At 62.4% G+C, this 21,971-nt stretch carries 14 protein-coding genes; 7 read left to right on the top strand and 7 right to left on the bottom strand.

What is annotated here, in order from left to right; genetic code table 11:
- Positions 1-151: 151 nt before the first annotated feature.
- The 3 genes from FB009_RS29985 to rocF all read right to left on the bottom strand — a co-directional run bounded on the left by FB009_RS29985 (position 152) and on the right by rocF (position 3,641).
- Positions 152-1,921, bottom strand: a complete 1,770-nt coding sequence (locus FB009_RS29985; protein WP_012067106.1) for a methyl-accepting chemotaxis protein — start codon at positions 1,919-1,921, stop codon at positions 152-154.
- A gap of 97 nt (positions 1,922-2,018) precedes the next feature.
- Positions 2,019-2,498 (bottom strand): chemotaxis protein CheW, encoded by a 480-nt coding sequence (locus FB009_RS29980; RefSeq protein ID WP_012067105.1) that lies wholly within the window; start codon positions 2,496-2,498, stop codon positions 2,019-2,021.
- 219 nt (positions 2,499-2,717) lie between these two features.
- Positions 2,718-3,641, bottom strand: coding sequence for an arginase (gene rocF, locus FB009_RS29975; RefSeq protein ID WP_012067104.1), 924 nt, complete (start codon positions 3,639-3,641; stop codon positions 2,718-2,720).
- Between the two features lie 153 nt (positions 3,642-3,794).
- Here rocF and FB009_RS29970 point away from each other — a divergent pair, with 153 nt between their 5' ends.
- A complete protein-coding gene (locus tag FB009_RS29970; RefSeq protein ID WP_012067103.1) occupies positions 3,795-4,229 on the top strand; it encodes an Lrp/AsnC family transcriptional regulator in 435 nt (144 codons plus the stop codon).
- 202 nt (positions 4,230-4,431) lie between these two features.
- On the top strand, positions 4,432-4,911 hold the full coding sequence (locus FB009_RS29965) for a VOC family protein (RefSeq protein WP_012067102.1): 480 nt from the start codon (positions 4,432-4,434) through the stop codon (positions 4,909-4,911).
- Between the two features lie 124 nt (positions 4,912-5,035).
- On the opposite strand, the gene FB009_RS29960 is transcribed toward FB009_RS29965, so the two are convergent.
- From FB009_RS29960 to FB009_RS29950, 3 genes are all read right to left on the bottom strand, one after another.
- A complete protein-coding gene (locus FB009_RS29960) occupies positions 5,036-10,645 on the bottom strand; it encodes a translocation/assembly module TamB domain-containing protein (RefSeq protein ID WP_127581973.1) in 5,610 nt (1,869 codons plus the stop codon).
- A 136-nt stretch (positions 10,646-10,781) separates the two neighbouring features.
- A complete protein-coding gene (locus FB009_RS29955) occupies positions 10,782-12,695 on the bottom strand; it encodes an autotransporter assembly complex protein TamA (protein ID WP_012067100.1) in 1,914 nt (637 codons plus the stop codon).
- Between the two features lie 261 nt (positions 12,696-12,956).
- The gene (locus FB009_RS29950; protein WP_012067099.1) at positions 12,957-13,829 is read right to left on the bottom strand and encodes an alpha/beta fold hydrolase; all 873 of its coding nucleotides are present in this window, start codon (positions 13,827-13,829) and stop codon (positions 12,957-12,959) included.
- Between the two features lie 217 nt (positions 13,830-14,046).
- On the opposite strand from FB009_RS29950, the gene FB009_RS29945 reads away from it, so the two are divergent.
- Positions 14,047-15,813: an adenylate/guanylate cyclase domain-containing protein gene (locus FB009_RS29945; protein ID WP_018010667.1), complete on the top strand. Its 1,767-nt coding sequence runs from the start codon at positions 14,047-14,049 to the stop codon at positions 15,811-15,813.
- 171 nt (positions 15,814-15,984) lie between these two features.
- Here the strand turns inward: FB009_RS29945 and FB009_RS29940 are convergent, their stop codons facing one another.
- On the bottom strand, positions 15,985-16,236 hold the full coding sequence (locus FB009_RS29940; protein ID WP_024312335.1) for a glycine zipper domain-containing protein: 252 nt from the start codon (positions 16,234-16,236) through the stop codon (positions 15,985-15,987).
- A gap of 424 nt (positions 16,237-16,660) precedes the next feature.
- Here FB009_RS29940 and FB009_RS29935 point away from each other — a divergent pair, with 424 nt between their 5' ends.
- The 4 genes from FB009_RS29935 to hemA all read left to right on the top strand — a co-directional run bounded on the left by FB009_RS29935 (position 16,661) and on the right by hemA (position 21,970).
- Positions 16,661-17,149 (top strand): (2Fe-2S)-binding protein, encoded by a 489-nt coding sequence (locus FB009_RS29935; protein ID WP_012067096.1) that lies wholly within the window; start codon positions 16,661-16,663, stop codon positions 17,147-17,149.
- Between the two features lie 99 nt (positions 17,150-17,248).
- Positions 17,249-19,594, top strand: coding sequence for a xanthine dehydrogenase family protein molybdopterin-binding subunit (locus FB009_RS29930; protein WP_012067095.1), 2,346 nt, complete (start codon positions 17,249-17,251; stop codon positions 19,592-19,594).
- 15 nt (positions 19,595-19,609) lie between these two features.
- Positions 19,610-20,407 (top strand): FAD binding domain-containing protein, encoded by a 798-nt coding sequence (locus tag FB009_RS29925; RefSeq protein WP_012067094.1) that lies wholly within the window; start codon positions 19,610-19,612, stop codon positions 20,405-20,407.
- 348 nt (positions 20,408-20,755) lie between these two features.
- A complete protein-coding gene (gene hemA, locus FB009_RS29915; protein ID WP_024312336.1) occupies positions 20,756-21,970 on the top strand; it encodes a 5-aminolevulinate synthase in 1,215 nt (404 codons plus the stop codon).
- The last annotated feature ends 1 nt before the right edge of the window (position 21,971 follow it).

Raw genomic sequence — 21,971 nt, 5'->3', positions numbered from 1 at the left:
GCGCTTGCCCGCAAATTGCTCGCCATCGCAAACGCCATCATCAGGGACAAAACAACCTTCCGACGAACCACCTGACAAACACAGTTGCCAGCCAGCCCAAGTCATTGGACTGGAGGGACGATTCAGTACAGCAGACGCGGCGCTGCCGAGATCAGAAATTCTCCCAATCGGCGGGCACGAGTGCGAGGTTGGATCTCGTGCCGCCGCGCAGCGCCTTCGCGGTCGGGTGCAGTTGCGTGGCCGGATGGGGTGCCCTGTTGTCGCTTGCGGACGGCGCTTCCCCTCCGATGCGGAACTGACGGAGCATGGCGTGCAGCGCGTCGGCCTCTTGAGACATCCTGTGGCTCGCGGCCGTGCTTTCCTCCACCATGGCGGCGTTCTGCTGCGTCGTCTGGTCCATTGCATTGACCGCCTGATTGATCTCCTTGAGGCCGGTCGACTGCTCTCGGGCGGCTTTCACGATCGCCGACACGTTGTGATTTATCTCCTGCATCTGCGCCAGGATGGTCTCCAGGGCGGTCCCGGTCTGACCGACCAGCGATACGCCGTTCCTCACATGCTCGCCTGAAGCGGTGATCAGGGCCTTGATGTCCTTTGCGGCGCTTGCCGAGCGCTGCGCCAGCTCGCGGACCTCCTGAGCCACCACGGCAAAGCCCTTGCCGGCCTCTCCGGCACGTGCCGCCTCGACGCCGGCATTCAGGGCCAGCAGGTTCGTCTGGAAGGCGATGTCGTCGATGACGCCGATGATGTTGCTGATCTCGCGCGAGGACTGTTCGATCTGATCCATGGCGCTGATAGCGTTTTTGACGACGAGGCCGGAACGCTCGGCGCCGTCCTTCGTCTTCGCAACCAGATTGCCTGCCTCCTCAGCGCGGCGGCTCGAGCCTGTCACGGTCGTGGTGATCTCGTCCAGTGCTGCGGCCGTCTCTTCAACGGAGGCCGCCTGCTGTTCTGTGCGCTTCGACAGATCGTCGGCAGCCGATCGGATCTCGCGCGATCCAGCGGCGATCGCGCTGGCGTTCTCGCCGACCGTCTGCATGGCCCGACAGAGGCGCACAAGCGCTTCGTTGAAGTCCTTGCGCACCCTTTCCATGCTCGGAACGAAGGGTGTATCGAGCGATTGTGCCAGATCGCCCTCGGCAAGCGCACGCAGGCCGGCGCCGAGGGAATTGATTGCAGCCATGCGCTCGGTGACGTCGGTCGCGAACTTCACCACCTTGCAGACCCGGCCGTTCGGATCGCGGATCGGGTTGTAGGCTGCCTGGATCCAGACTTCCTTGCCGCCCTTGCCATAGCGGACGAACTCGTTGGCGATGAATTCTCCCTGGGCGAGCCGCTTCCAGAAGTCTGCATATTCGGTTGTGGCGGTATATGTCGGTTCGCAGAACATGCTGTGGTGCCGGCCCTGAATTTCGGAGAGGTGGTAGCCAAGCGTATCGCAGAAGTTCTCGTTGGCGCTCAGGACCTCGCCGGTCGGGGTGAACTCGATCATCGCCTGCGAGCGGGAAATGGCATCGAGTTTGCCGGCATTTTCCGTGGCCTTCATCTTGGCTGCGGTGATGTCGGCTGCGAATTTGACGACCTTGTAGGGCTTGCCGTTGCGGAAGACTGGATTGTAGCTCGCCTGGATCCAGACCTCCCGTCCGCCCTTGGCGAGACGTCGATAGGCATTGCTGTCGAACTCGCCGCGGCCGAGGCGAGCCCAGAAGTGGCGATACTCCTCGGACGCCACGAAATCGGGGGCGCAGAAGATGCTATGGTGTTGGCCCGTGATCTCTTGCAGGCTGTAGCCGAGCGTCCTGCAGAAGTTTTCGTTCGCGTGGATGACTTTGCCGGTCAGATCGAACTGAATGATGGCCTGCGACTTGGACAGGGCTTCGATGATCTGCCGTGCGTCCAGGCTCCTGGTGAAAGAGAACATGATCCCCTCTGAAATTTTTGATGCGCGCGCAGGTCCGCATTGTCGGCGGACGATTCGTTTTGCCGAACCGTTCTCAGAAAGCTGACGATGCGCAGGCTCAGGCGGCCAGTTCGTCGTTTTCCCGCTCCTTGAACATGCGGGCGAGATTGAGGAAGCAGATCATGCCCTGATCATTGGCGATGATGCCTTCCGCAAAGCTCTTGTCGAAAGAGGCGGTGACTTCCGGCACGGGCTGCACCTGGCTGCCCTGCACGGTCAGAATGTCGGAAACGCGGTCGACGACGAGCCCGATGACCATGTTGTGGACCTCGGCGACCACGATCGCGCTGCGTTCGTTGGTGACGGTCGACTTCATGCCGAGCTTGTGAGCGAGGTCTATGATAGGGATCACCGTACCGCGCAGATTCATAACGCCGATCACCTCCGGCGGAGCATGCGGAATGGGCGTCGACGGGGCCCAGCCGCGGATCTCGCGGATCGTCGTGGTCTTGACGCAAAATTCCTGTTCGTGCAGGCGGAACGCTATGATCTCAAGCGTCTCGCCGTCAAATGCGGCTGCTTTCGGCATGGTTGTCATCGAAAGTCCTTTCAGCTTTCAGTAGACGCTCCCCTGGATGCTGCAGGCGCAGTGCTCATCCGGGAGTGGTGGTCCGCCGATGACATCCGGCGCGGCGCAAGCCGCTTCATGCGCGGAGAATCCGCTTTGCGCTCTGTATGCCTATTCTAAGCGCGGATTCGTTAAGCTTTTGCTGAAGATGGTCGTCCCGTTGGAGCGGAGCCGAGCCGAGCATCAGCATCAGGCGGCGCGGGTCGGGCGGTCCAGGATGCGGCGGCCGAAGAGGCTTGCGGTCAGTTCGACCAGGATGCGCGCGCTTTTTCCCCGGTCGTCGAGAAACGGATTGAGCTCGACCACGTCGAGCGACGAAACGAGGCCGCTGTCGCATAGCACCTCCATGATAAGATGTGCCTCGCGAAACGTCGCACCGCCAGGGACCGTCGTGCCGACGCCAGGGGCAAGCTCCGGATCCATGAAATCCACGTCGAGGCTGACATGCAGGAGGCCGTTGGCAGCCCGTACCTCGTCGACGATCTGGCGGATAATATGAGCCATGCCCATCTCGTCGATGGTGCGCATATCGAAGACATTGACGCCGTGCTCTGCGATCTCCTCGCGCTCGCGGGCATCCACCGAACGGATCCCGACCTGGTAAACCCTCTTCGGATCGACCAGCGGCCGGTCTCTCGGAAGGATCGGAGCGAACTCCGCTTCGCCGCAAAAGAAGGCGACGGGCATGCCGTGCATATTCCCCGAGGGCGAGGTCACCGGCGAATTGAAGTCGGCATGCGCATCGAGCCACAGGACGAAGAGGGGCCGTCCGACCTCATGAGCATGCCGCGCCATGCCGGAAACGCTACCCATCGAAAGGGCGTGGTCGCCGCCGAGAATGATGGGGATATTTCCCTTGCGCGCGGTGTCATGCACGGCTTCGTCGAGCGCCCGGGCGAAAGCCGCAACGGTCTGCAGATTGTTGGCGCCCGGATGTTTGGCGAGGTCTCGCGCCGGAACCGGCTTCAGGTCCCCCTCGTCGGTGACCGTATGGCCCAGTTCCGCAAGGACGGTGTCTATGCCTGCTATCCTGAGCGCCGTCGGCCCCATGCCTGCGCCGCGGCGGCCGGAGCCTTCCTCTATGGGTGCGCCGATCAATGTGATGGTTTTCATGTCCGCATCTTCCCTTTGCTGGTCTTGTGAGTCCGGAGCCCCGTAAAACCCGGCAGATTATCGTCAAAAAGCGTGTCGGCAAAAAGATGGAAAACTGCCGATCGGCAAGTTAAGATGTGCAAAGTGAGAAGCCCGTTTCGACAAAATGACAAGATGGATGATCTCGATCAGGCGCTCATCGGCGCCCTCCGGCAAAATTCCCGCATGCCAGTCTCGACGCTTTCGGCGATCACTGGCGTCTCGCGTGCGACAGTCGCTGCGCGCATCGACCGTCTGGTGGCCAATGGCACGATTGCCGCCTTCACCATCCGCACCGGCGCCGAAATACCCGCTTCCGGCGTCCGGGCCATCGTCATGATCGAGGTTCACGGAAAGATGGCAGACCGTGTCGCGGAGCAATTGCGCGGGCTGCCGCAGGTGCGGGCCCTGCACAGCACCAACGGCCGGTGGGACTTCATCGCCGAGCTTGAGGATCGGGATCTTGCGAGTTTCGACGAGACCTTGCGGCGCATTCGATTGATCGATGGAATTACCGTGACCGAAACGAACATCCTGTTGAAGACCAGCAAGCTGACAGGGGCGTGGTGAGCGCAGCCGCGTCCCCGCACGACAGCAGTTCATAGTCTTTTTGTTCTTGATTTGTTCATGTCTTCCGGTAAGATGTTCGTCTCAGCAAACAAGAGAGGCATGAGTACGGGCGCGGTCTTCGCGGCGGTCTCATTATTGAACAATGGCGTTTTTGGTCCCGGGTTCCACCCGCCCGAAATCATCGCGTGCCAGGGAGGTTGCCATGGCCAGTTATTCCGGCGCGCCGTCGGTGCGTCAGATCTGCATAAAGCTCTTCGTCAGGCATGGGGACGAAGAGCGGGCGATTGCGTTCTACCGCGATGTGTTCGGCGCCGAATTGCTTCAGAAGCATGAGTGGAGCGGCATTCTGACGAGCGCCGATCTCTCCATCGGCGACTCGGTTTTCCGGGTGGCCGGTGCCAATCCGCGCCGGGACGCCGAACCGCGGCTCGGCGGCCCGCGATCTCCGCACGCCCTCGGCACGACCGCGGCAATCCTCGAACTTCATGTGGATGATGTGGACCGCGTGCTCGAGCGTGCCATCGGAAGTGGCGCCAGTCTGCGCAACGTGGCCGAAACGCTGCCGACCGGCGACCGCGTCGGCGCTCTCATCGATCCGTTCGGTCACATCTGGGCGTTGTTCACGGCAACGGGCGAGAGCGAGGCGCTGGATGCGTTCGGAGTCGACCGCAATGCCGCGTGAGGCGGGCGGAAAACCGCACACACTTTTCGCGCTTTAAGGCAGGCTCCGTCATCCGAACCGCTGAATGATCGGCGCAATGCACAGTCCGCCGTGACCGATCGGCGGACCGAGTCATTTCGGTGAATCAATATTCCCTTTCGAAGAATATGCCACCGGCGGCCGAGCCGTCCCCGGCTGCTTCGCCCTTCAGTTTCACGCCCCGGCCGATATCGAGATTGATGATCGCTTTGCTGGAGGCCGAGTCGGAACCCTGCTGCAATTCGAGATAGGTCCGGTCGTTCAGATATTTTCCGGCGCGTACCTGAGCGCCGCCGCTCTCGTCGGTCGTGACGTCGAGATCGTCGACGCCGAGCTTGTTGCGCAGCCCGTCGAGCAGCGACGTGGAGCCGCCGCCGGCAAGCTGGCCCACGGCCGAAGCGAGCTGTGCGATCTGGAAGGCGGAGAGATTGTTGAGCGACCGGTTGAAGATGAGCTGCGCCAGGATCTCATCCTGCGGAAGCGCAGGAGACGAGGAGAAGGTCACCCTCGGGTTGTTTGCAGGACCGGCGACGTTGACGGTAATCGTCGTCGAGCCGGCGCTCGACGTGGCGTCGAGATCAAGCGTGGGAATGAGGTCTCCGCCGAAGCCGATGTGACCGTCGGTAAAGGTCAGGCGTTTGCCGAGAATCTCAAGGCGCCCGCGGCGCATGTCGAATCCGCCGGAAACGATCGGCTGGACGGCAGTGCCGCGGATCGTCAGATCGCCGCCGAGTTCGGCATCGATGCCGCGCCCGCGTACGAAAAACTGGCCCGGTGAATTGACCGCGAGATCGAAGGCGATGGCGCCGCTCGCCTCGGTGCCTGCGGACGTATCCCGGCGCAGGTCTTTCGTCATCTGCCGAACGCTAGCCGGGGCGTTGCGATGCTTGATGTCGATTTCCGAGAGCGAGGCCGGCAGCCTCTCCGGTATGGTGATCGCGGCCCTGCGGATCGTCAATCTTCCACCAAGCACGGGCGACGAGACGAGCGGGCCGTTGAGCGTCAGGTCGCCGGCCAGGTTTGCGGTAAACAGCGTGCCGTCGACATAAGTAGCGTCGTTGAGCCGGATTCTGAGGTCTGCGGGGAAGCCGGAGCCGGGGACGATGCCAATGGTTCCGCTCGCCGCGACCGATCCGCCGCTGGCGAGATTGGCCGAGAGGCGCGAGATCGTCGCCTGTCTTCCGTCGAGCGCGACATTGGCCGTTAGGTCGTTGAGCGCGAGATTGCGGCGAACGTCCACCAGCCGGGCGCCAGAAGTAGAGACGGTGCCGGCAATCTGCGGCGCCCTTGCCGAGCCGGAGAGCGCCAGATCGACCCGGGCCGACCCGGTCAGGGTAAAGCCCTGCTGCGCCATGATATTGGCAAGCAGAGCGAACGGCACGTCGCCGGCGAACTTCATCGAGATAGGCATGTTGCCGCCGAGATCGACATTGCCGCCGCCTCGGAAGGAGAGATTTCCCGGACCGGAGACAGTGGCATCGACGGTCACCCGGTTGTCTGCGAAGCGGCCCTTTGCCGCAACGTCCAGCGAGGACACGCCGGCGCCACGTGCCGCGGCAACCGAGGCGCCGCTCCATCTCAGGTCGTAGACGACGACCGGAGCCGCCGCCGTTCCGTCCAGGTCCACCGTACCGGCGATCGTGCCTTCCGCTCCGAGCGTCGGGGCGAAGGTGTTGATCAGCGCGGCGGGCAGCGCGTTGAGTTTGGCCGAGATGTCGAGCGTCTGTCCCGCTGAGCCGGCCACCGTGACGGTTCCCTTCGATGCCTCGATGGTCAGGGCATCGAGAAGCACTGTGCCGTTGTCGATGGCGACGATGGTAGGACGCGCAAGTTTCAACGGTATTCGCTTCGGACTTGCCGCGAATGAAGCCAGCCGGATTTCGGTGCGTCCGCCGCTTGCCGTCATGTCGCCTCTCGCCGAGAGAGGTCCGCCATCATATCTGCCGTCGATGGCAAAGCCGGTTCTGCCCCCCTGCTGATTGAAGGTGAGATTGAGCCCGGTGACGCGATTCTGACCCTGGGCCAAGCTTTCCGCCTTGACGCTTCCCCGTATCGCGAGTGCCGCCACATCGGCGATGCTGATATCGGCAACCGGCTTTGCGATCGTAAGATCACCGCGTTTGATGCCGCTGCCGCTCGCCTTCAGCGATACCGAAGTTACACCGTCCGCCGTTCTGATAGATGCGGAGCCGGAAAGATCTCCGGAAACCCTCTCGCCGGCCATGGCGGCTAGCAGGCCGAGATCGGGGAGGTTGAAGTCGATCGTACCCTCCGGCTTGAAGCCTGTCGCCAGGTCGATCCGGCCCGTCAACCGGTTATCGCCGATCTTCGCCTCCAGGGTCGGAATCGAGGTTTGGCCGTCTTTCGAAACCACTTCGGCCTTGACGTCGATCGGCTGACCGTCGAGGGCTCCCGTCGCTGTCAGCTTTGCCTGCGGGCTGCCAGGTCTGGCGGTCGCGTCGGCCGTGATCACGAAATCCGAGAGCGTTCGCCCGGCGAGAGCCGCGCCGCTGGAGGTCACTTCCGCCTTGACGCCGAGCGCATCGAGCGGCCCGGAGACGTCGGCGGTAAAGATGGCTCTGCCTTTGGCGTCGGCGAGCAGTTTGCCGAGGTCCGGCAATGCGCCCTCGATCTCCGCCGTCAGTGCGCCTTCGGCGAGTGCGGCGGAGCCGGTGGCGTTGACGGTACCGGATCTGACCTCGAGCGCGCTCAGTTCGATCCTCCCGCCGGCCCCTGTCGCGACCTTGCCCGAGACGTTGACCGGCGCATCGAACTTCGCGCCGATGCCGGCCGGGAGAACGACGGGTTCGGCAACGAACTGGAAATCCGCTTCGGCCGTCATGTCGGCGCGGTCGAGGCTTGCCGTCATATCGCCGCGAAAACCCGCGCGTTCGATGGCCAGGGGATTGAGGCGGATGCTGTCCTCGGCGACCGTCACGGTCCCCTTCGCGGACAGGTCCTCTGCCTCTACGCCGGCCGACCGCACGGAGGCGATCGAAGCGCCGCTCCAGGTGAGGTCGTAGCGCACGACCGGTGTCCCGGCGTCGCCGGCGACGTCGACCTTGCCTCCAATCGAGCCCTCGGCCCCGAGCGTCGGTGCGAAGCTGTTGATCAGGGTGGCGGGCAGGCCGTTGATGTCAGCCGAGATCTCCAAGGCTTCGCCGGCGGTGCCGGTGACGGAGACCGTACCCGTCGAGGCCTGGATCGTCAGCCCGTCGATACGCACGACACCGTTTTCGACCGCGACGACGCTGGGTCTGGCAAGCTGCAGTGGAATGCGCTTGACTACAGCCGAGGCCGATGCGAGGCGGATCTCGGTTCTGCCGTCAAGGCTCGCCAGATCACCGGTCGCTGCCAGCGGCGCGCCGTCATACTCCGCATTGATCGAGAAGCCCGTTCGGTCTGCCTGCTGCTCGAAAGCGATGTCGATGTCCGTCAGGCGATTCTCGCCCTGTGCGGCGCTCTCGGCCTTGATGCCGCCCTTGATCGCCAGTTTTGCAATATCGGAGACGTTGACGTCGACCACGGGCGCGGCAACCGTCAATGCGTCGCGCTTGATGCTCTCGCCGCGAGCTGTCAGCGCGAGCGACGTAACGCCCTCTTCGGTCCGGATCGTCGCGGATCCGGCGAGATCGCCGGATGCCTGCTGCCCGGCCATGGCGGCGATGAGGCCGAAATCGGGCAGGTTGAAGTCGATTTGTCCGTTCGGCTTGAAGTCGGAGGTCAGGTCAATCGCCCCGGTCAGCCGGTTTTCGCCGACCTTGGCTTCGAGAGTGGGGATCGAGGTGCGGCCATCCCTGGATACCACGTCGGCGCGAAGGTCGATTGCCTGACCGTCGAGGGTGCCGGTTGCCGTCAGCTTCGCTTCGGGACTTTCCGGCATGATGGTCGCATCGGCATTGACGACGAGATCGTCCAGCGTGCGGCCGGCAAGCGTCGCACCGTTGGAGGTTATCTCCGCTTCGATGCCGAGCTTGTCGAGCGGGCCGGATGCGAGCGCATGGAAGGCGGCCGAGCCCTGCGCATCGGCGAGAAGCCGTCCGAGATCGGGAAGCGTTCCCTCGATGTCCGCAGTCAATATGCTCCCCGCAAGTGCAACGGTGCCAGAGGCGTCGACCGCACCGGATTTGACGTCCAGTCCGCTCAACCGGACGCTGCCGTCCTGCTCCACGACTGCGTTGCCGGAGAGAGCGATCGTCCTGTCGAATTTTTCGACAAGCGCCGGGGGCAGTACCTCTCTCACGGCGAAGACCTTGAACGCCGCCTCAAGCGTTGTCTCGGCGCGATCGAAACTGCCGGAGACCGTGCCGCCAATGCTTGCGCTCTCGATCGTCAGCGGATCGAAACGGATGTCTTCCGGAGCGATGGCAATAGTGCCGTCCAGCTTGACCGGTGCCTGTACGGCCCGGTCGAGATCGGCATTTGCGAAGCGGCTCTCGGCGATCTCTACGGTCGTCTTCAAGGGGCCCGACCGGGTTTCCAGATTGAAGGCGTCGCTCTGGGCCGAAAGCCGGATGCCGCCGAGGCGGGCCTGCGGCAGGTTCACGGAGGATATGTCGGCTGCGATGTCGAGGATGGCGGATTGTCCGTCGCCGATCAGCGACACGTTTGCCGTATCGATAAGCGCCTGCAACTCGCCATCCTTCAACGGCCAGCGGAAATCGAACGGGCCGCTGGTGCCGGTGAGACTTGCCTTGAGATTGTTTTCGCCTCGGCTGTCGACGGTACCGGAAATGTCGAGCGTCAGAGCGCCGGTCGAGACCTTGCCCGTTTCGATCCGGACCATGCTTCTGCCATCGAACGCCGCCCTTAGGTCGATTCTGCTAGTCCCCTCGAAGAGCGGCCTGAACGCGGGCGGCATCAGCGTGGCGAAGGCGCCGCCGCCGGAAACCGTCAGCTGGTGCGTCTCCTCGGCGGCGAGCACGTGCCGGCCGTCAAGGCGAAGGATCTCGCTTCCGTCGAGCGAAACCGTGCCTGAGCCCGTCCAATCGGAAAGCGGCCCCTGTCCGGTCACGGTCATGTTGACGGCAGGTTCTCCGGGGAGGCGCAGCAGCCTCGCCAGAAGGCCGCGCTTCGGCTCCGTCAGTTCCGCTTCGAGTTTCAGCTGGTTGCCGGCCGGATTGAAGACGAGATCGGCGGTTGCTCGCGCATCCGGGCGGTCCCGTTCGGCGGCATCGAGCACGAGAGCGACACTGGAATTCGTCGCGTTCAGCTCGCCCTGGGCCGTCAGGAAATGGTCCTCGCCGGCGATCTGCTTGCCGAGGACGACTTCCTTGAGATCGAAGGCGTCGATTTTCACGTCGACCGGAAGGGCGAAGGTCGAACGGACCTTCCTGGTCTCGGTCGAGGGGACCGGCAGCCGCTCTACTCGGATCGAACCAGCCGTAATCCTGCTCGCGTCGAAGCGAAGTGAGAGAAGCTCGGCAGGCGACCAGTCCACCGAGAGGTCGCGGACCTCCGCATAAATGCCTTTGCCATCGAAGAGCGTAATGGTGCCGGCGGTGAAATCGCCGGTCAGGAGGGCGCCCGGCTCGGAGATGCGCACGATCTGGTCGGGGGTTGCCGCGTATTTCTCGATCGCCCAGGCGACGACGCGGGCGCCGGGTACCGTGAAGCCCAGAAACGCCACGAGCAGGAGGAGAACGACCACGAGGGTGCCGAGGGCGGCAAAGAAGTACCGCAGCGCAGATCGAAGGAAGCGGGTGACCTGATTCATGTCCTATCCATAGTCCATGTTGCGCCGCTGTGGAATCGGCAGGGCGGCAACGCATCGCCAGCAGGCAGGACCTTGCTCATCTTACCACGGTGTCGCTTCATGCATCAGATAGATTGGGCATCAGAAGCACTCTGCATCAGAAGGACTGGCCAATCCCTGCATAGATTCCGTAATCGGTGCCGCCCGGATATTTGTTGAGCGGCACGGCGAAGTCGAGACGGATCGGCCCGAAAGGCGTCGCATAGCGCAGGCCGATGCCGGCGCCGGCCCGGATGTCGGAGAAATCGGGCGTCGTACTTTCCGAAACAGTTCCGAAATCGACAAAAGGTACGATGCCTATCGTATCGGTGACGCCGATGCGGGCTTCGAGGGAGCCGCTCACATAGGAGCGGCCGCCGGTCAGCTCGTTTTCGGCGTCGCGCGGGCTGATTTCCTGGTAGGAGTAGCCACGCACCGACCCGCCGCCGCCGAGAAAGAACCGTCGGGTTGCAGGAATGTCGGAGAGTTCGTCTCCGCCGACAAGCACGCCGGCGCCGAGCTTGCCGGCGAGCACGAAGCGATTCTCCGTTCCAGGCGCGTAATAGCCGGATGCGGACGCTTCGAAGGAGCTGAAGAAGGTCTTCCCCTCGATCTCGTAGCTCGGCTTGGCATTGATCAGCGCCCGGTAGCCCTCCGTGGGGTTCAGCTTGTCGTCGCGCGCATCGTGGACATATTCGAACGGAAGAGCTGCGGTGATGTAGGAATTGGAGCCGAATGCGTCGTCCACATCCGCCCAGCCCACTTCCGCACCGACGGAGAAGGTGTCCTCGGGCGATAGCTCGAAGCCGGCGCCGATCGCGGCGGTCACCGTCTTGGCGCTATAGGCGTCTGGGTCGACGATTGCCGCCTTAACGCTGGCCGTGAAGGTCGACGCGGGTCCGAAGGCGCCGGGCTTGGCGAAGAGGATGCCGGCCGAGTAGTCGAGCCCGGTAACGTCTTTGGTCTCGCCGAGCCGGTCTACTGAACCCTCGATCCGGAGCGACTCGGCGCGTCCGAAGAGATTGCGATGGCCCCAATAGCCCTGGAGGCCGAGGCCATCCGTGGTCGAGACCTGACCGCCAAAACCGAAATAGCGGTGCTTGCCTTCAGAGACCTGGATATTCATCGGTATCGTGCCGTCGGTCGCGAGTCCATCGGCTTCATTGATGGTGACGCTGGAAAAGACGTTCAGTTGCCGCAGCCGCTCTGCGGCCTTTCGGATATTCTCCGGCGAGTAGGGACGGCCGTGGTTCAGGCGGGAATAGTCCTTGACGAAATCCGGATCGACGGTTTTGGCCCCGCTGACGGTCAGGTCGCCGACGGGCGCGACCGGCCCGCCATCGGCGCTGATCGTCACGTCGACGGTGGTGGTCGCATGATCGGCGACGACGCTGCGCTCGGAGAGCTTCGCCAGCGGCCGGCTCTGTTCCTTGAGATCGTCGACGATTTGCTCGCCGGCCTTGATGATCAAGGTCGAGTCGGCGCGGGCGCCACGTTCGAGGCCGTAGGCTGCGGGATCGAGCCGCGCGGCGTCTCCTTCGAGCCGCACGGAGCCAAGCTTGAAAGCCGCGCCCGGAGTAACGCGAACCACGACCGGCACCGGCTGCCCGTCCGGGAAGGCGGGATCGGGGGGCAGGCTGTCTATGTCCTGGCCGTTGATGAGGATGCTGACCGTGCCGCCGTAGCGCGCCTTTTCGTAGAGCACCGCCAGCAGCCGATCTCGGTCGTCGCGTGCCTTGATCGCCAGCCCGAGATCGCCCGAGACCGGTTCTTCCTGATCCTGTACCAGCCGGGAGCCGTTCTCCAGCGCCTCGCGCAGCTCTTCGTCATCCGTTCCTGCCTCGAAAGCAAGCGTATAGCGGACGGGGTCTACGACCTGCACTTCGTCTTCGGCGCTTTCGAAGAAACGCATGCCGAAAATCTTGAACGCATAGGCCTCGCCAACGGAAAACGGGCCGAGCACCGCCGAAGCCACGATTGTGAGCGCGGTCGCTGTCTTCCAGTGCGCAATACTCGATCGTGGTGGAGACATTCCTCTCCGCATCCCGTTTCAGGCGACTCTGTACCAACTGCCTGCATACGCGGCGTCGGCCAAGCTAGCAGGACATAGTTTTCCATCTGTTAACGATGACCGCCCGCCGCATCCACCCCGAATTGGCGATTCGGTGACGAATTTTCGACAAAAGGACTCGTTCTGTGATGCATCAGGCACAAGGCCGAAGTTTGCGCTTATGCAGCATAAGCGCAAACCTCGTAAGGGCGGGAAGCCAGCTGAGATCGGAGGAGGGGTGTCTCACCCCGGTGCCGCGCGCGTGAGGAAATCCCGTGAGAGGGAAACGACCTCGGACAGGTTCGTCTCCAGCAGCCAATGGCCTCCGTCGAGCAGATGCAATTCGGCGTCGGGCAGATCGCGGAGATAGGCTCGAGCAGAGCCCTCGGGCATGTAGCCGTCCTGTGGACCCCAGACGATCAGCGTAGGCGGCCGATGCTCATGCAGATAGGCCTGATAGCGGGGGAACCATGCGAGATTTTCCCGCAACCCGGCGATGACGTCTATCGCGATCTCCCGCCGCCGGGCCGTCGTCAGCGACCAATGAAGTTTCCAGAGGTCGGGAGAAATCCGTTCGGCAAGTTCGGGCCGGACATCGTTGAGAAACTCGTCGCGGTATCCCTCCTCGCTGACGGCTTTACCGAGCATGGATCGGCCTTCCGGCGTAGGATTGCGGAAATAGGCCTGCAACGGCGCGTATTTCGGACCAAGCTCATCTTCGTAGATGTCGCCATTTTGAATGATAAGCGCCGTAATCCGCTCAGGACGGCGCATCGCCAGCCGAAGCCCGATCTGCGATCCGAAATCATGCAAATAAAGTGCGAATCTCTCCAGGCCCAGGCGCCGGATGAAGGCATCGAGCAAATCGGTGAACCCGTCGAAGTCGTAGGCGAACCCGCCCGGCGTGTCGCTATATCCCGACCCGGGAAAATCCGGAGCGAGGAGCCTCCAGCGGTCGGCCAGGCGCGGCATGAAATTGCGGAACTCGTATGACGAGCAGGGATAGCCGTGCGGGAGGAGCACTACCGGCGCGTCCTTCGGTCCGGCTTCGCGATAGAAGACGCGTAGGCCGTCCAAATCGGCGAAACGGTGTTTTACGGAAATTTCTGACTTCATCGTCGCGGCACCTCGTAATGGTTCGACGAGGTCGAACACTGTATGCAAGCGATGGTTCCGTGGCCGTTGACATAGAAGTACCGTGTCGGCTCCTTTACAAGCGGTCACTAATTTGAATAGGCGATTGCCCCCGGCTGCGCTAGAATCCGCCTGGACCCCTCATGATGTCGCGGTCCGTAAAAAGGGCGATTCCTCCACTCGTTTTATTGGCAAACCGATGGAACAGAGATTAGCCGCAGTGCTTGCAGCCGACATGGCCGGCTATAGTCGCCTGATGGAGGCCGATGAAGCGGGTACGCTCGCCCGCCTCAGAACCCACCGGATAGAACTCATCGATCCGGCAATAGAGAAGAACAAGGGCCATCTCATCAAGACCACGGGCGACGGAATGCTGGTCGAGTTCCAGAGCGTTACCGATGCGGTGAAATGCGCCGTGGAGATCCAGAGCCGCATGAAGCGGCGCAATGCCGACGTCGCGCAGGACAGGCGGATCGAGTTCAGGATCGGCATCAATCTCGGCGACATCATTTTCGAGGACGACGATATTTTCGGCGACGGCGTGAACATCGCCGCTCGTATCGAGCAACTGGCAGATGTAGGCGGGATCTGCGTGACGGCTGCGGTCGCAATGCAGGTCGCCGACCGGCTCGAGGTTTCGATCGAAGATCTGGGCGAGAAGATGCTGAAGAATATCAGCCGACCGATTCATCTTTTCCGCGTGGCGCTCGAGGGCACCCTGCCGGTGTTCCCGGAAACGGCCGATGCGGGGCGCTCCGTTTCGAAACCCGCGATCGTTGTGCTGCCTTTCGACAATATGAGCGGCGACCCTGACCAGGAGTTCTTCGCCGATGGCCTGACCGAAGACATCATCACCGAGCTGTCGCGCCGGCACGAGCTTTTCGTCATCTCGCGCAACTCCAGCTTCGTCTACAAGAACCAGCCCGTAAATGTGCGTGAAGTGGCCGAGAAGCTGGGAGCGCAGTACCTGGTAGAGGGCAGCGTCCGCAAGATCGGCGACAGGGTTCGCGTGACGGTTCAGCTCATAGATGCGGTCAACGACGCCCATATCTGGGCAGATAAATACGATCGCAGACTAGACGACATTTTTGCTATTCAGGACGAGGTGACGTCGGCGATAGCGGCAACGCTCCCCGGGCGCGTCGAGGCCGCGCAACGAGACCTGCTCGCCCGCACGAAGCCGGCGAACATGGCTGCCTACGAGTGTGCGCTTGCCGCGAAAGTGCTGCATCACAGGAGCACGGTGGCCGACAACCGGCAGGCTCGGGCCCTCATAGACAGGGCTGTCGCGCTTGATCCAGGCTATGCGCACGCGCATGCCTGGCGGGCATGCATCCTGGGCCAGGCCTGGGTGCATGGCTGGTGCGATGACAAGGATGCAGCCTGGGCCGAGATCGTTTCCGAGTTGGACCGGGCGCTGGCGCTCGACGACAATGATGCCGATGTTCATCGCATCCTCGCCGCCGTGAATGTGAACAACAATGCGCTGACCACCGCGCGCTACCATCAGGAGCGGGCCCTTTCTCTCAACCCCAATTACGATCTGGTGGTGGTTCAGCAGGGCGAATTACTGATGTGGCTGGGGCGGCCGGAAGAGGGCATCGAGTGGATTCGCAAGGCGATGCAGCTCAATCCTCATCATCCGGAACGGTTCTGGAGCCATCTCGGCAAGGCCTGTTTCTCGGCCCGGCAGTATGGAGAGTCGATCGAAGCCTTCATGCACCTTTCGGTGATGGACCACGCCCAGCATGCATTCGTCGCTGCCTGCTATGGCTGTCTCGGAGATGACATTGCCGCTCAGGCGCACATGGCGAAGGTTCGGGCGCTGGCACCCGAATTCGACATCGACGCCTTCCTTGCCACGCAGCATTACGTGCAGGAATCAGACTTGCAACGTCTCCGCAACGGGCTTGTGAAAGCGGGAGCGGGTAGCGGTTCGGTGGCGAGCGAGATCGCGGCGCAGTAGAGCGCGATGAGGAAAGTGTATGCTTTTTTCCGCCCGCATCCCGCGGCCCAAATCTTTTGAATCGATCACGATGTTTCAGGTCGATTGACCTGAAACATCGTGATCTCGAGGTTTCCAGTGTTCGACAGGCCCCGGATCCTTCCGGGGCCTGTGATCCCTGCCGTTGCTCGATCAGCAGCGGTCGATGTAGCGGCGGCCGTAGCGGTCGCGGTAGTAGCACTGGCCGGGCTGATCGGTAACGTGGCCGATAACAGCGCCGGAAACGCCGCCGATCGCCGCACCGACTGCCGCGCCACGGACATCGCCGGTGACTGCGCCCCCAATGATCGCCCCTGAAACGGCGCCGATGCCGGCACCCTTTTCGGTTTGCGTGCAGCTGGCTACCGACAGGGCGACCAGCACAAGCGCGAAGGCTTTCTTCATAATGTCCTCTCCGATTTCAACGAATTCAGCATGCCGCCTCGTCCGTCCTATGATGATGGGAGGGTGCGAAGCGCTGCCCTCCACTTGAACTTGCATCAGGAACATAACGCGCCGCCGCGGAAAATGCACGGATATGGCGAGATCGTCCTTATGCAACATAATGCGATCCTTCCTGAACGGAACATGAAGGCGCTGTTTCCTGCGTCACATCCAAACCAGCTTTTTTTTGCCCGTTGCCGCGTGAAACGGTTGCGGCAACCCAAAAAAAAGACAAATGTTACAACGTCGCCACGCGGGCTCGGGAGGAGCGGACCCCGCTGGCGGAAGGGCATTTGATATCGGTCGGCGCGTGCTTCCTGTCGCGTGAACGCATCTCACCCGATTTGAAACCGTGCTCGACTCTGGACCGACCCGGAGGAGCGAAATGGCGAAAATAACAATGACGGTCAACGGCCGTCAGGTAAGCGGGACTTGCGACGACCGAACGCTGCTGGTGCACTTTATCCGCGAAAATCTCGGCCTGACCGGCACCCATGTCGGCTGCGACACGACCCAGTGCGGTGCCTGCGTCGTCCACATCGACGGGCAATCGGTGAAAAGCTGTTCCATCCTTGCCGCCCAGGCGGCCGGTTCGTCTGTGACGACGATCGAGGGGCTGGCGTCCAACGGCGAGCTTCATCCGGTGCAGGCGGCCTTCAAGACACATCACGGACTGCAATGCGGCTTCTGCACGCCGGGAATGGTCATGGCGGCCGTCGATATGATCCGTCGCCACGGCAGCAGTCTTGACGAGGCGACCGTGCGCACCGAGCTCGAAGGCAATATCTGTCGTTGCACCGGCTATCACAACATCGTCCAGGCGATCCTGGCCGCCGCGGCCGAGACGGGCGGCGTTCGGCAGGCTGCCGAATGAAGAAATCCCTGAGGGAGCGCGATGCGGGGGGAGCGCCGCCGCATTTTTCGTCATTCCGCAAACGGAAATTCGTTACTGGATTTCGGGAGGAGACAGGCAATGGGTGTTGAAGGCATCGGCGCGCGCGTGGCGCGTAAGGAAGACAAACGCTTCCTGACCGGAAAGGGGCGCTACACGGACGACATGGTCGTTCCGGGCATGAAATATGCGGCTTTCGTCCGCAGCCCGCATGCGCATGCCACGATAAGGAGCATCGACGTGGCATCGGCCAAGGCCATGCCAGGGGTGATCGACGTCCTCGACGGCAAGCAATTGCTGGCGGACGGGATCGGCAATCTCATCTGCGGCTGGATGATCCATTCGAAAGACGGCTCTCCCATGCGCATGGGCGCCTGGCGGCCGCTCGCGGACAAGACGGTGCGTTATGTCGGAGACGCAGTGGCGATCGTTGTCGCCGACAGCGTTGCGGAGGCGCGCGACGCGGCGGAAGCTGTGGTCATCGATTACGAAACCCTGCCGGTCGTCACCGACCTTGTCGAGGCGCTGGGCGAAGGCCAGCCGCAGATCCATCCGGAAGCACCGGGCAACCTGATCTTCGATTGGGAAATCGGCGATGCCGGCGCGACCGACCAGGCGATCGCCGCTGCGGCGCACGTGACGGAGTTGAAGATCGTCAATAACCGCCTGTCTCCAAATGCGATGGAGCCGCGTGCGACGCTCGGAATCTACGATGCCGGCGACGACCATTTCACCTGCTACACCACGAGCCAGAACCCACATCTTGCGCGGCTGGTGATGAGTGCCTTTTATAATGTCGCGCCCGAGAACAAGCTGCGGGTAATCGCTCCCGACGTCGGCGGCGGATTCGGCTCCAAGATTTTCATCTATCCGGAAGAGATCGTCTGTCTCTGGGCCTCGAAGCGCACCGGCGTGCCGGTGAAATGGACGGCGGACCGTACCGAGGCCTTCCTGACGGATGCGCACGGCCGCGACCATGTGTCTACCGTGAAGATGGCCTTCGACAGCAGCAACCGGATCACGGCGCTGAAGGTCGACACCATCGCCAATCTCGGCGCCTATATGTCGCTGTTTTCCTCCTGTGTGCCGACCTATCTCTATGCGACGCTCCTTTCCGGGCAATATGCGATTCCGGCGATCCACGCGAATGTCCGCACGGTCTATACCAATACCGCACCGGTGGACGCCTATCGCGGTGCCGGGCGGCCGGAAGCCACCTACCTTCTGGAGCGCACGATGGAGACGGCCGCGCGCGAGCTCGGGCTTTCTCCCGCGGAACTCAGACGCATCAACTTCATCCGTTCATTCCCGCATCAGACGCCGGTGATCATGAACTACGATGCCGGCGATTACGAAGCATCGCTCACGGCGGCAATGAAGACGGTCGACTGGGACGGCTTCGCCGCACGCAAGGCGGAAGCCGAGGGTCGGGGGATGAAGCGCGGCATCGGCATGAGTTGCTATATCGAGGCCTGCGGACTGGCTCCGTCGGCAGCCGTCGGCTCGCTCGGCGCGGGCGTCGGCCTGTGGGAATCGGCCGAGGTCAGGGTCAACGCGGTCGGTACAATCGAGGTGATGACAGGCTCTCACAGCCACGGCCAGGGGCACGAGACGACCTTTGCCCAGGTTGTGGCGGAGCGTTTCGGTGTGCCGATCGACAGTGTCAATATCGTCCATGGCGATACGGACAAAGTGCAGATGGGCATGGGTACCTATGGTTCCCGCTCCGGCGCCGTCGGGATGTCGGCCGTCTTCAAGGCGCTCGACAAGGTAGAAGCCAAAGCGAAGAAGATCGCGGCGCACCTGATGGAGGCCGACGAGAGCGATATCGTCATCGAGAACGGCGCCCTCAAGGTCGCCGGCACCGACCGGGAGGTCCCCTGGTCGCAGGTGGCGCTCGCCTCCTATACGGCCCATAATCTGCCGCCCGGCATGGAACCGGGTCTGAAGGAAGGTGCCTTCTACGATCCGAGCAATTTCACCTTCCCGGCCGGCTGCTATATCTGTGAAGTGGAGGTGGATCCGGAAACAGGTCAGACGAAGATCGTCCAATTCGTCGCGGCAGACGATTTCGGCAATATCATCAACCCGTTGATCGTCGAAGGGCAGGTGCATGGGGGACTGGCGCAGGGCATCGGCCAGGCGCTGCTCGAAGGGGTGCATTACGACAAGAGCGGCCAATTGCTGACGGCGAGCTATATGGATTATGCCATGCCGCGCGCCGACGATCTGCCTTCGTTCAAGGTGACGACTTCGAACACGCCCTGCCCGAGCAACCCGCTCGGCGTCAAGGGCTGCGGCGAGGCGGGGGCGATCGGCTCGCCGCCAGCCCTGATCAACGCGATCACCGACGCCATCGGCAACAACGAGCTCACCATGCCGGCGACGCCACAGAAGGTCTGGGCCGCGGCGCGGGCCATATCTTGATTGGGAGGACGACATATGTACGAGACCAACTATCATAGGGCCGCCTCGATCGAGGAGGCGGCAAAGCTGATGGGGACCGTGGCGGAGGGCAAATATCTCTCCGGTGGCATGACGCTCATTCCCACGATGAAGCAGCGGCTTGCCGCGCCGAGCGACCTCGTCGATCTCCGGCACATTGCCGAGATGAAGGGCGTCACCGTCGACGGCCGCGCGGTGAGGATCGGCGCGGCGACAACGCACGAGGAGGTCGCGACGTCAGCCGCAATCGCCGCCGTCTGTCCGGCCATTTGCGGGCTTGCCAGCCACATCGGCGACCCGCATGTCCGTCATATGGGTACGATCGGAGGCTCCATCGCCAACAACGATCCGGCCGCAGACTATCCGGCCGCTATGCTGGCACTGGACGCGGTAATCATGACCGACAGGCGAGAGCTCAGGGCCGAAAACTTCTTCACGGGCCTTTTCGAAACGGCGCTGGAGGAGGACGAGATCGTGACTGCCGTCCGCTTCGAAGCACCGGTGAAGGCGGCCTATCAGAAGTTTGCCAATCCGGCATCGCGCTACGCGATGACAGGCGTCTTCGTCGCCCGCCGCGACGATGGCGTCGTGCGTGTTGCGGTCACCGGAGCCGGGTCGAGCGGCGTCTTCCGCCATCAGGGCCTTGAGACGGCACTTTCGGCCAATTGGTCTCCGGCTGCGGTCGCCAATGTGACAGTGGACGATTCGGACCTGCTTTCCGATATTCATGCAAGCGCGGCCTATCGGGCCAATCTCGTCAAGGTGATGGCGAAAAGGGCAGTAGCGGCTGCCTGAAGGCAAACTTTGGTATCAAAAAAGGGCGGCCGTGGCCGTCCTTTTTGCGCCGCTGCTTGACTTCGTTAAAAGTTCGAGAGAATGAGTTTGTAGCCATTTTGGAATAGTTCAAAACTGAGCTTCATGGGCTCGGCGTAGATGTCGGGCCTGATTACCGTGGAAAGATTTGAAAATGTATCGGCGTTTTCGAGCATCTTTCCAGCTTGCCAGGCACGGGGCGTGCCGCGAAGAATGCCCAAGGCTTGGAGGCTGAGAGGCCTTTTGCCGCAGCCCACGCGGCGGAGCCTGTCCGGGGTTGACCCCTGATCGCTTTGAAGGAAGAAAGGCGGCAGGGCACTGGAGATGATGATGGATTTCGAGAGTTTCTTCAAAAACGAGCTGGATGGGCTGCATCAGGAAGGTCGATACAGGGTTTTCGCCGATCTCGCCCGTCATCGCGGCAACTTCCCCAAGGCGACGCGCTATACGGCCGAAGGCGCCCAGGAAGTGACTGTCTGGTGCTCGAACGATTATCTCGGCATGGGTCAGTGTCCCATCGTCACCGACGCGATGAAGCAGGCGATCGACGAATGCGGCGCCGGCGCCGGCGGAACCCGCAACATTTCCGGAACCAACCATTACCATGTGATGCTCGAGCGCGAACTTGCCGACCTGCACGGCAAGGAATCGGCGCTTCTGTTCACCTCCGGTTACGTTTCGAACTGGGCAGCGCTCGGGACGCTCTGTTCCAAGCTTCCCGGCGTCATCGTCTTTTCAGATGCCGGCAACCACGCTTCGATGATCGAAGGCATTCGTCACTCGAAATGCGAGCGGGTCATTTTCAAGCACAATTCGGTGGCGGATCTCGAGGCGAAGCTTGCAGCCGCCGATCCGCGCGCGCCAAAGATCATCGCCTTCGAGTCCGTCTATTCGATGGATGGCGACATCGCGCCGATCAAGGAATTCTGCGACCTCGCGGACAAATACGGGGCGATGACATACCTGGATGAAGTGCACGCGGTCGGCATGTACGGGCCGCGCGGCGGCGGCATCGCCGAGCGCGAAGGGCTGATGCACCGGCTGACCGTCATCGAAGGCACGCTCGGCAAAGCCTTCGGCGTCATGGGCGGCTACATCACCGGATCGGCCGCGCTCTGCGATTTCATCCGCTCCTTTGCGTCCGGCTTCATCTTCACCACGGCGCTGCCGCCGGCGCTTGCCGCCGGTGCGCTCGCCTCCATTCGCCACCTCAAGGAAAGCCAGACCGAACGCTTCGCGCATCAGGAGCGCGTGCGTCGGCTGCGCTCGCTGCTCGATCAGCGCGGCATTCCGCATATGGTGAATCCCAGCCACATCGTGCCGGTCATCGTCGGCGATGCGGCCAAGTGCAAATGGATTTCCGACCTGTTGCTCGACAATTTCGGGGTTTATGTCCAGCCAATCAACTATCCGACGGTGCCGAAGAAGACCGAACGCCTGCGCATCACGCCGACCCCCTTGCATTCGGATGCCGATATCGACCACTTGGTGGGCGCACTGCATTCGCTCTGGTCGCGCTGCGCGCTCGCAAGGGCGGTGGCGTAAG

Origin of the sequence: Sinorhizobium medicae (genome assembly GCF_007827695.1) — a bacterium.
Taxonomy (GTDB): Bacteria; Pseudomonadota; Alphaproteobacteria; order Rhizobiales; family Rhizobiaceae; genus Sinorhizobium; species Sinorhizobium medicae.
The sequence above is the reverse complement of the archived record's forward strand: the minus strand, read 5'-3'. Positions and strand labels throughout refer to the sequence as shown.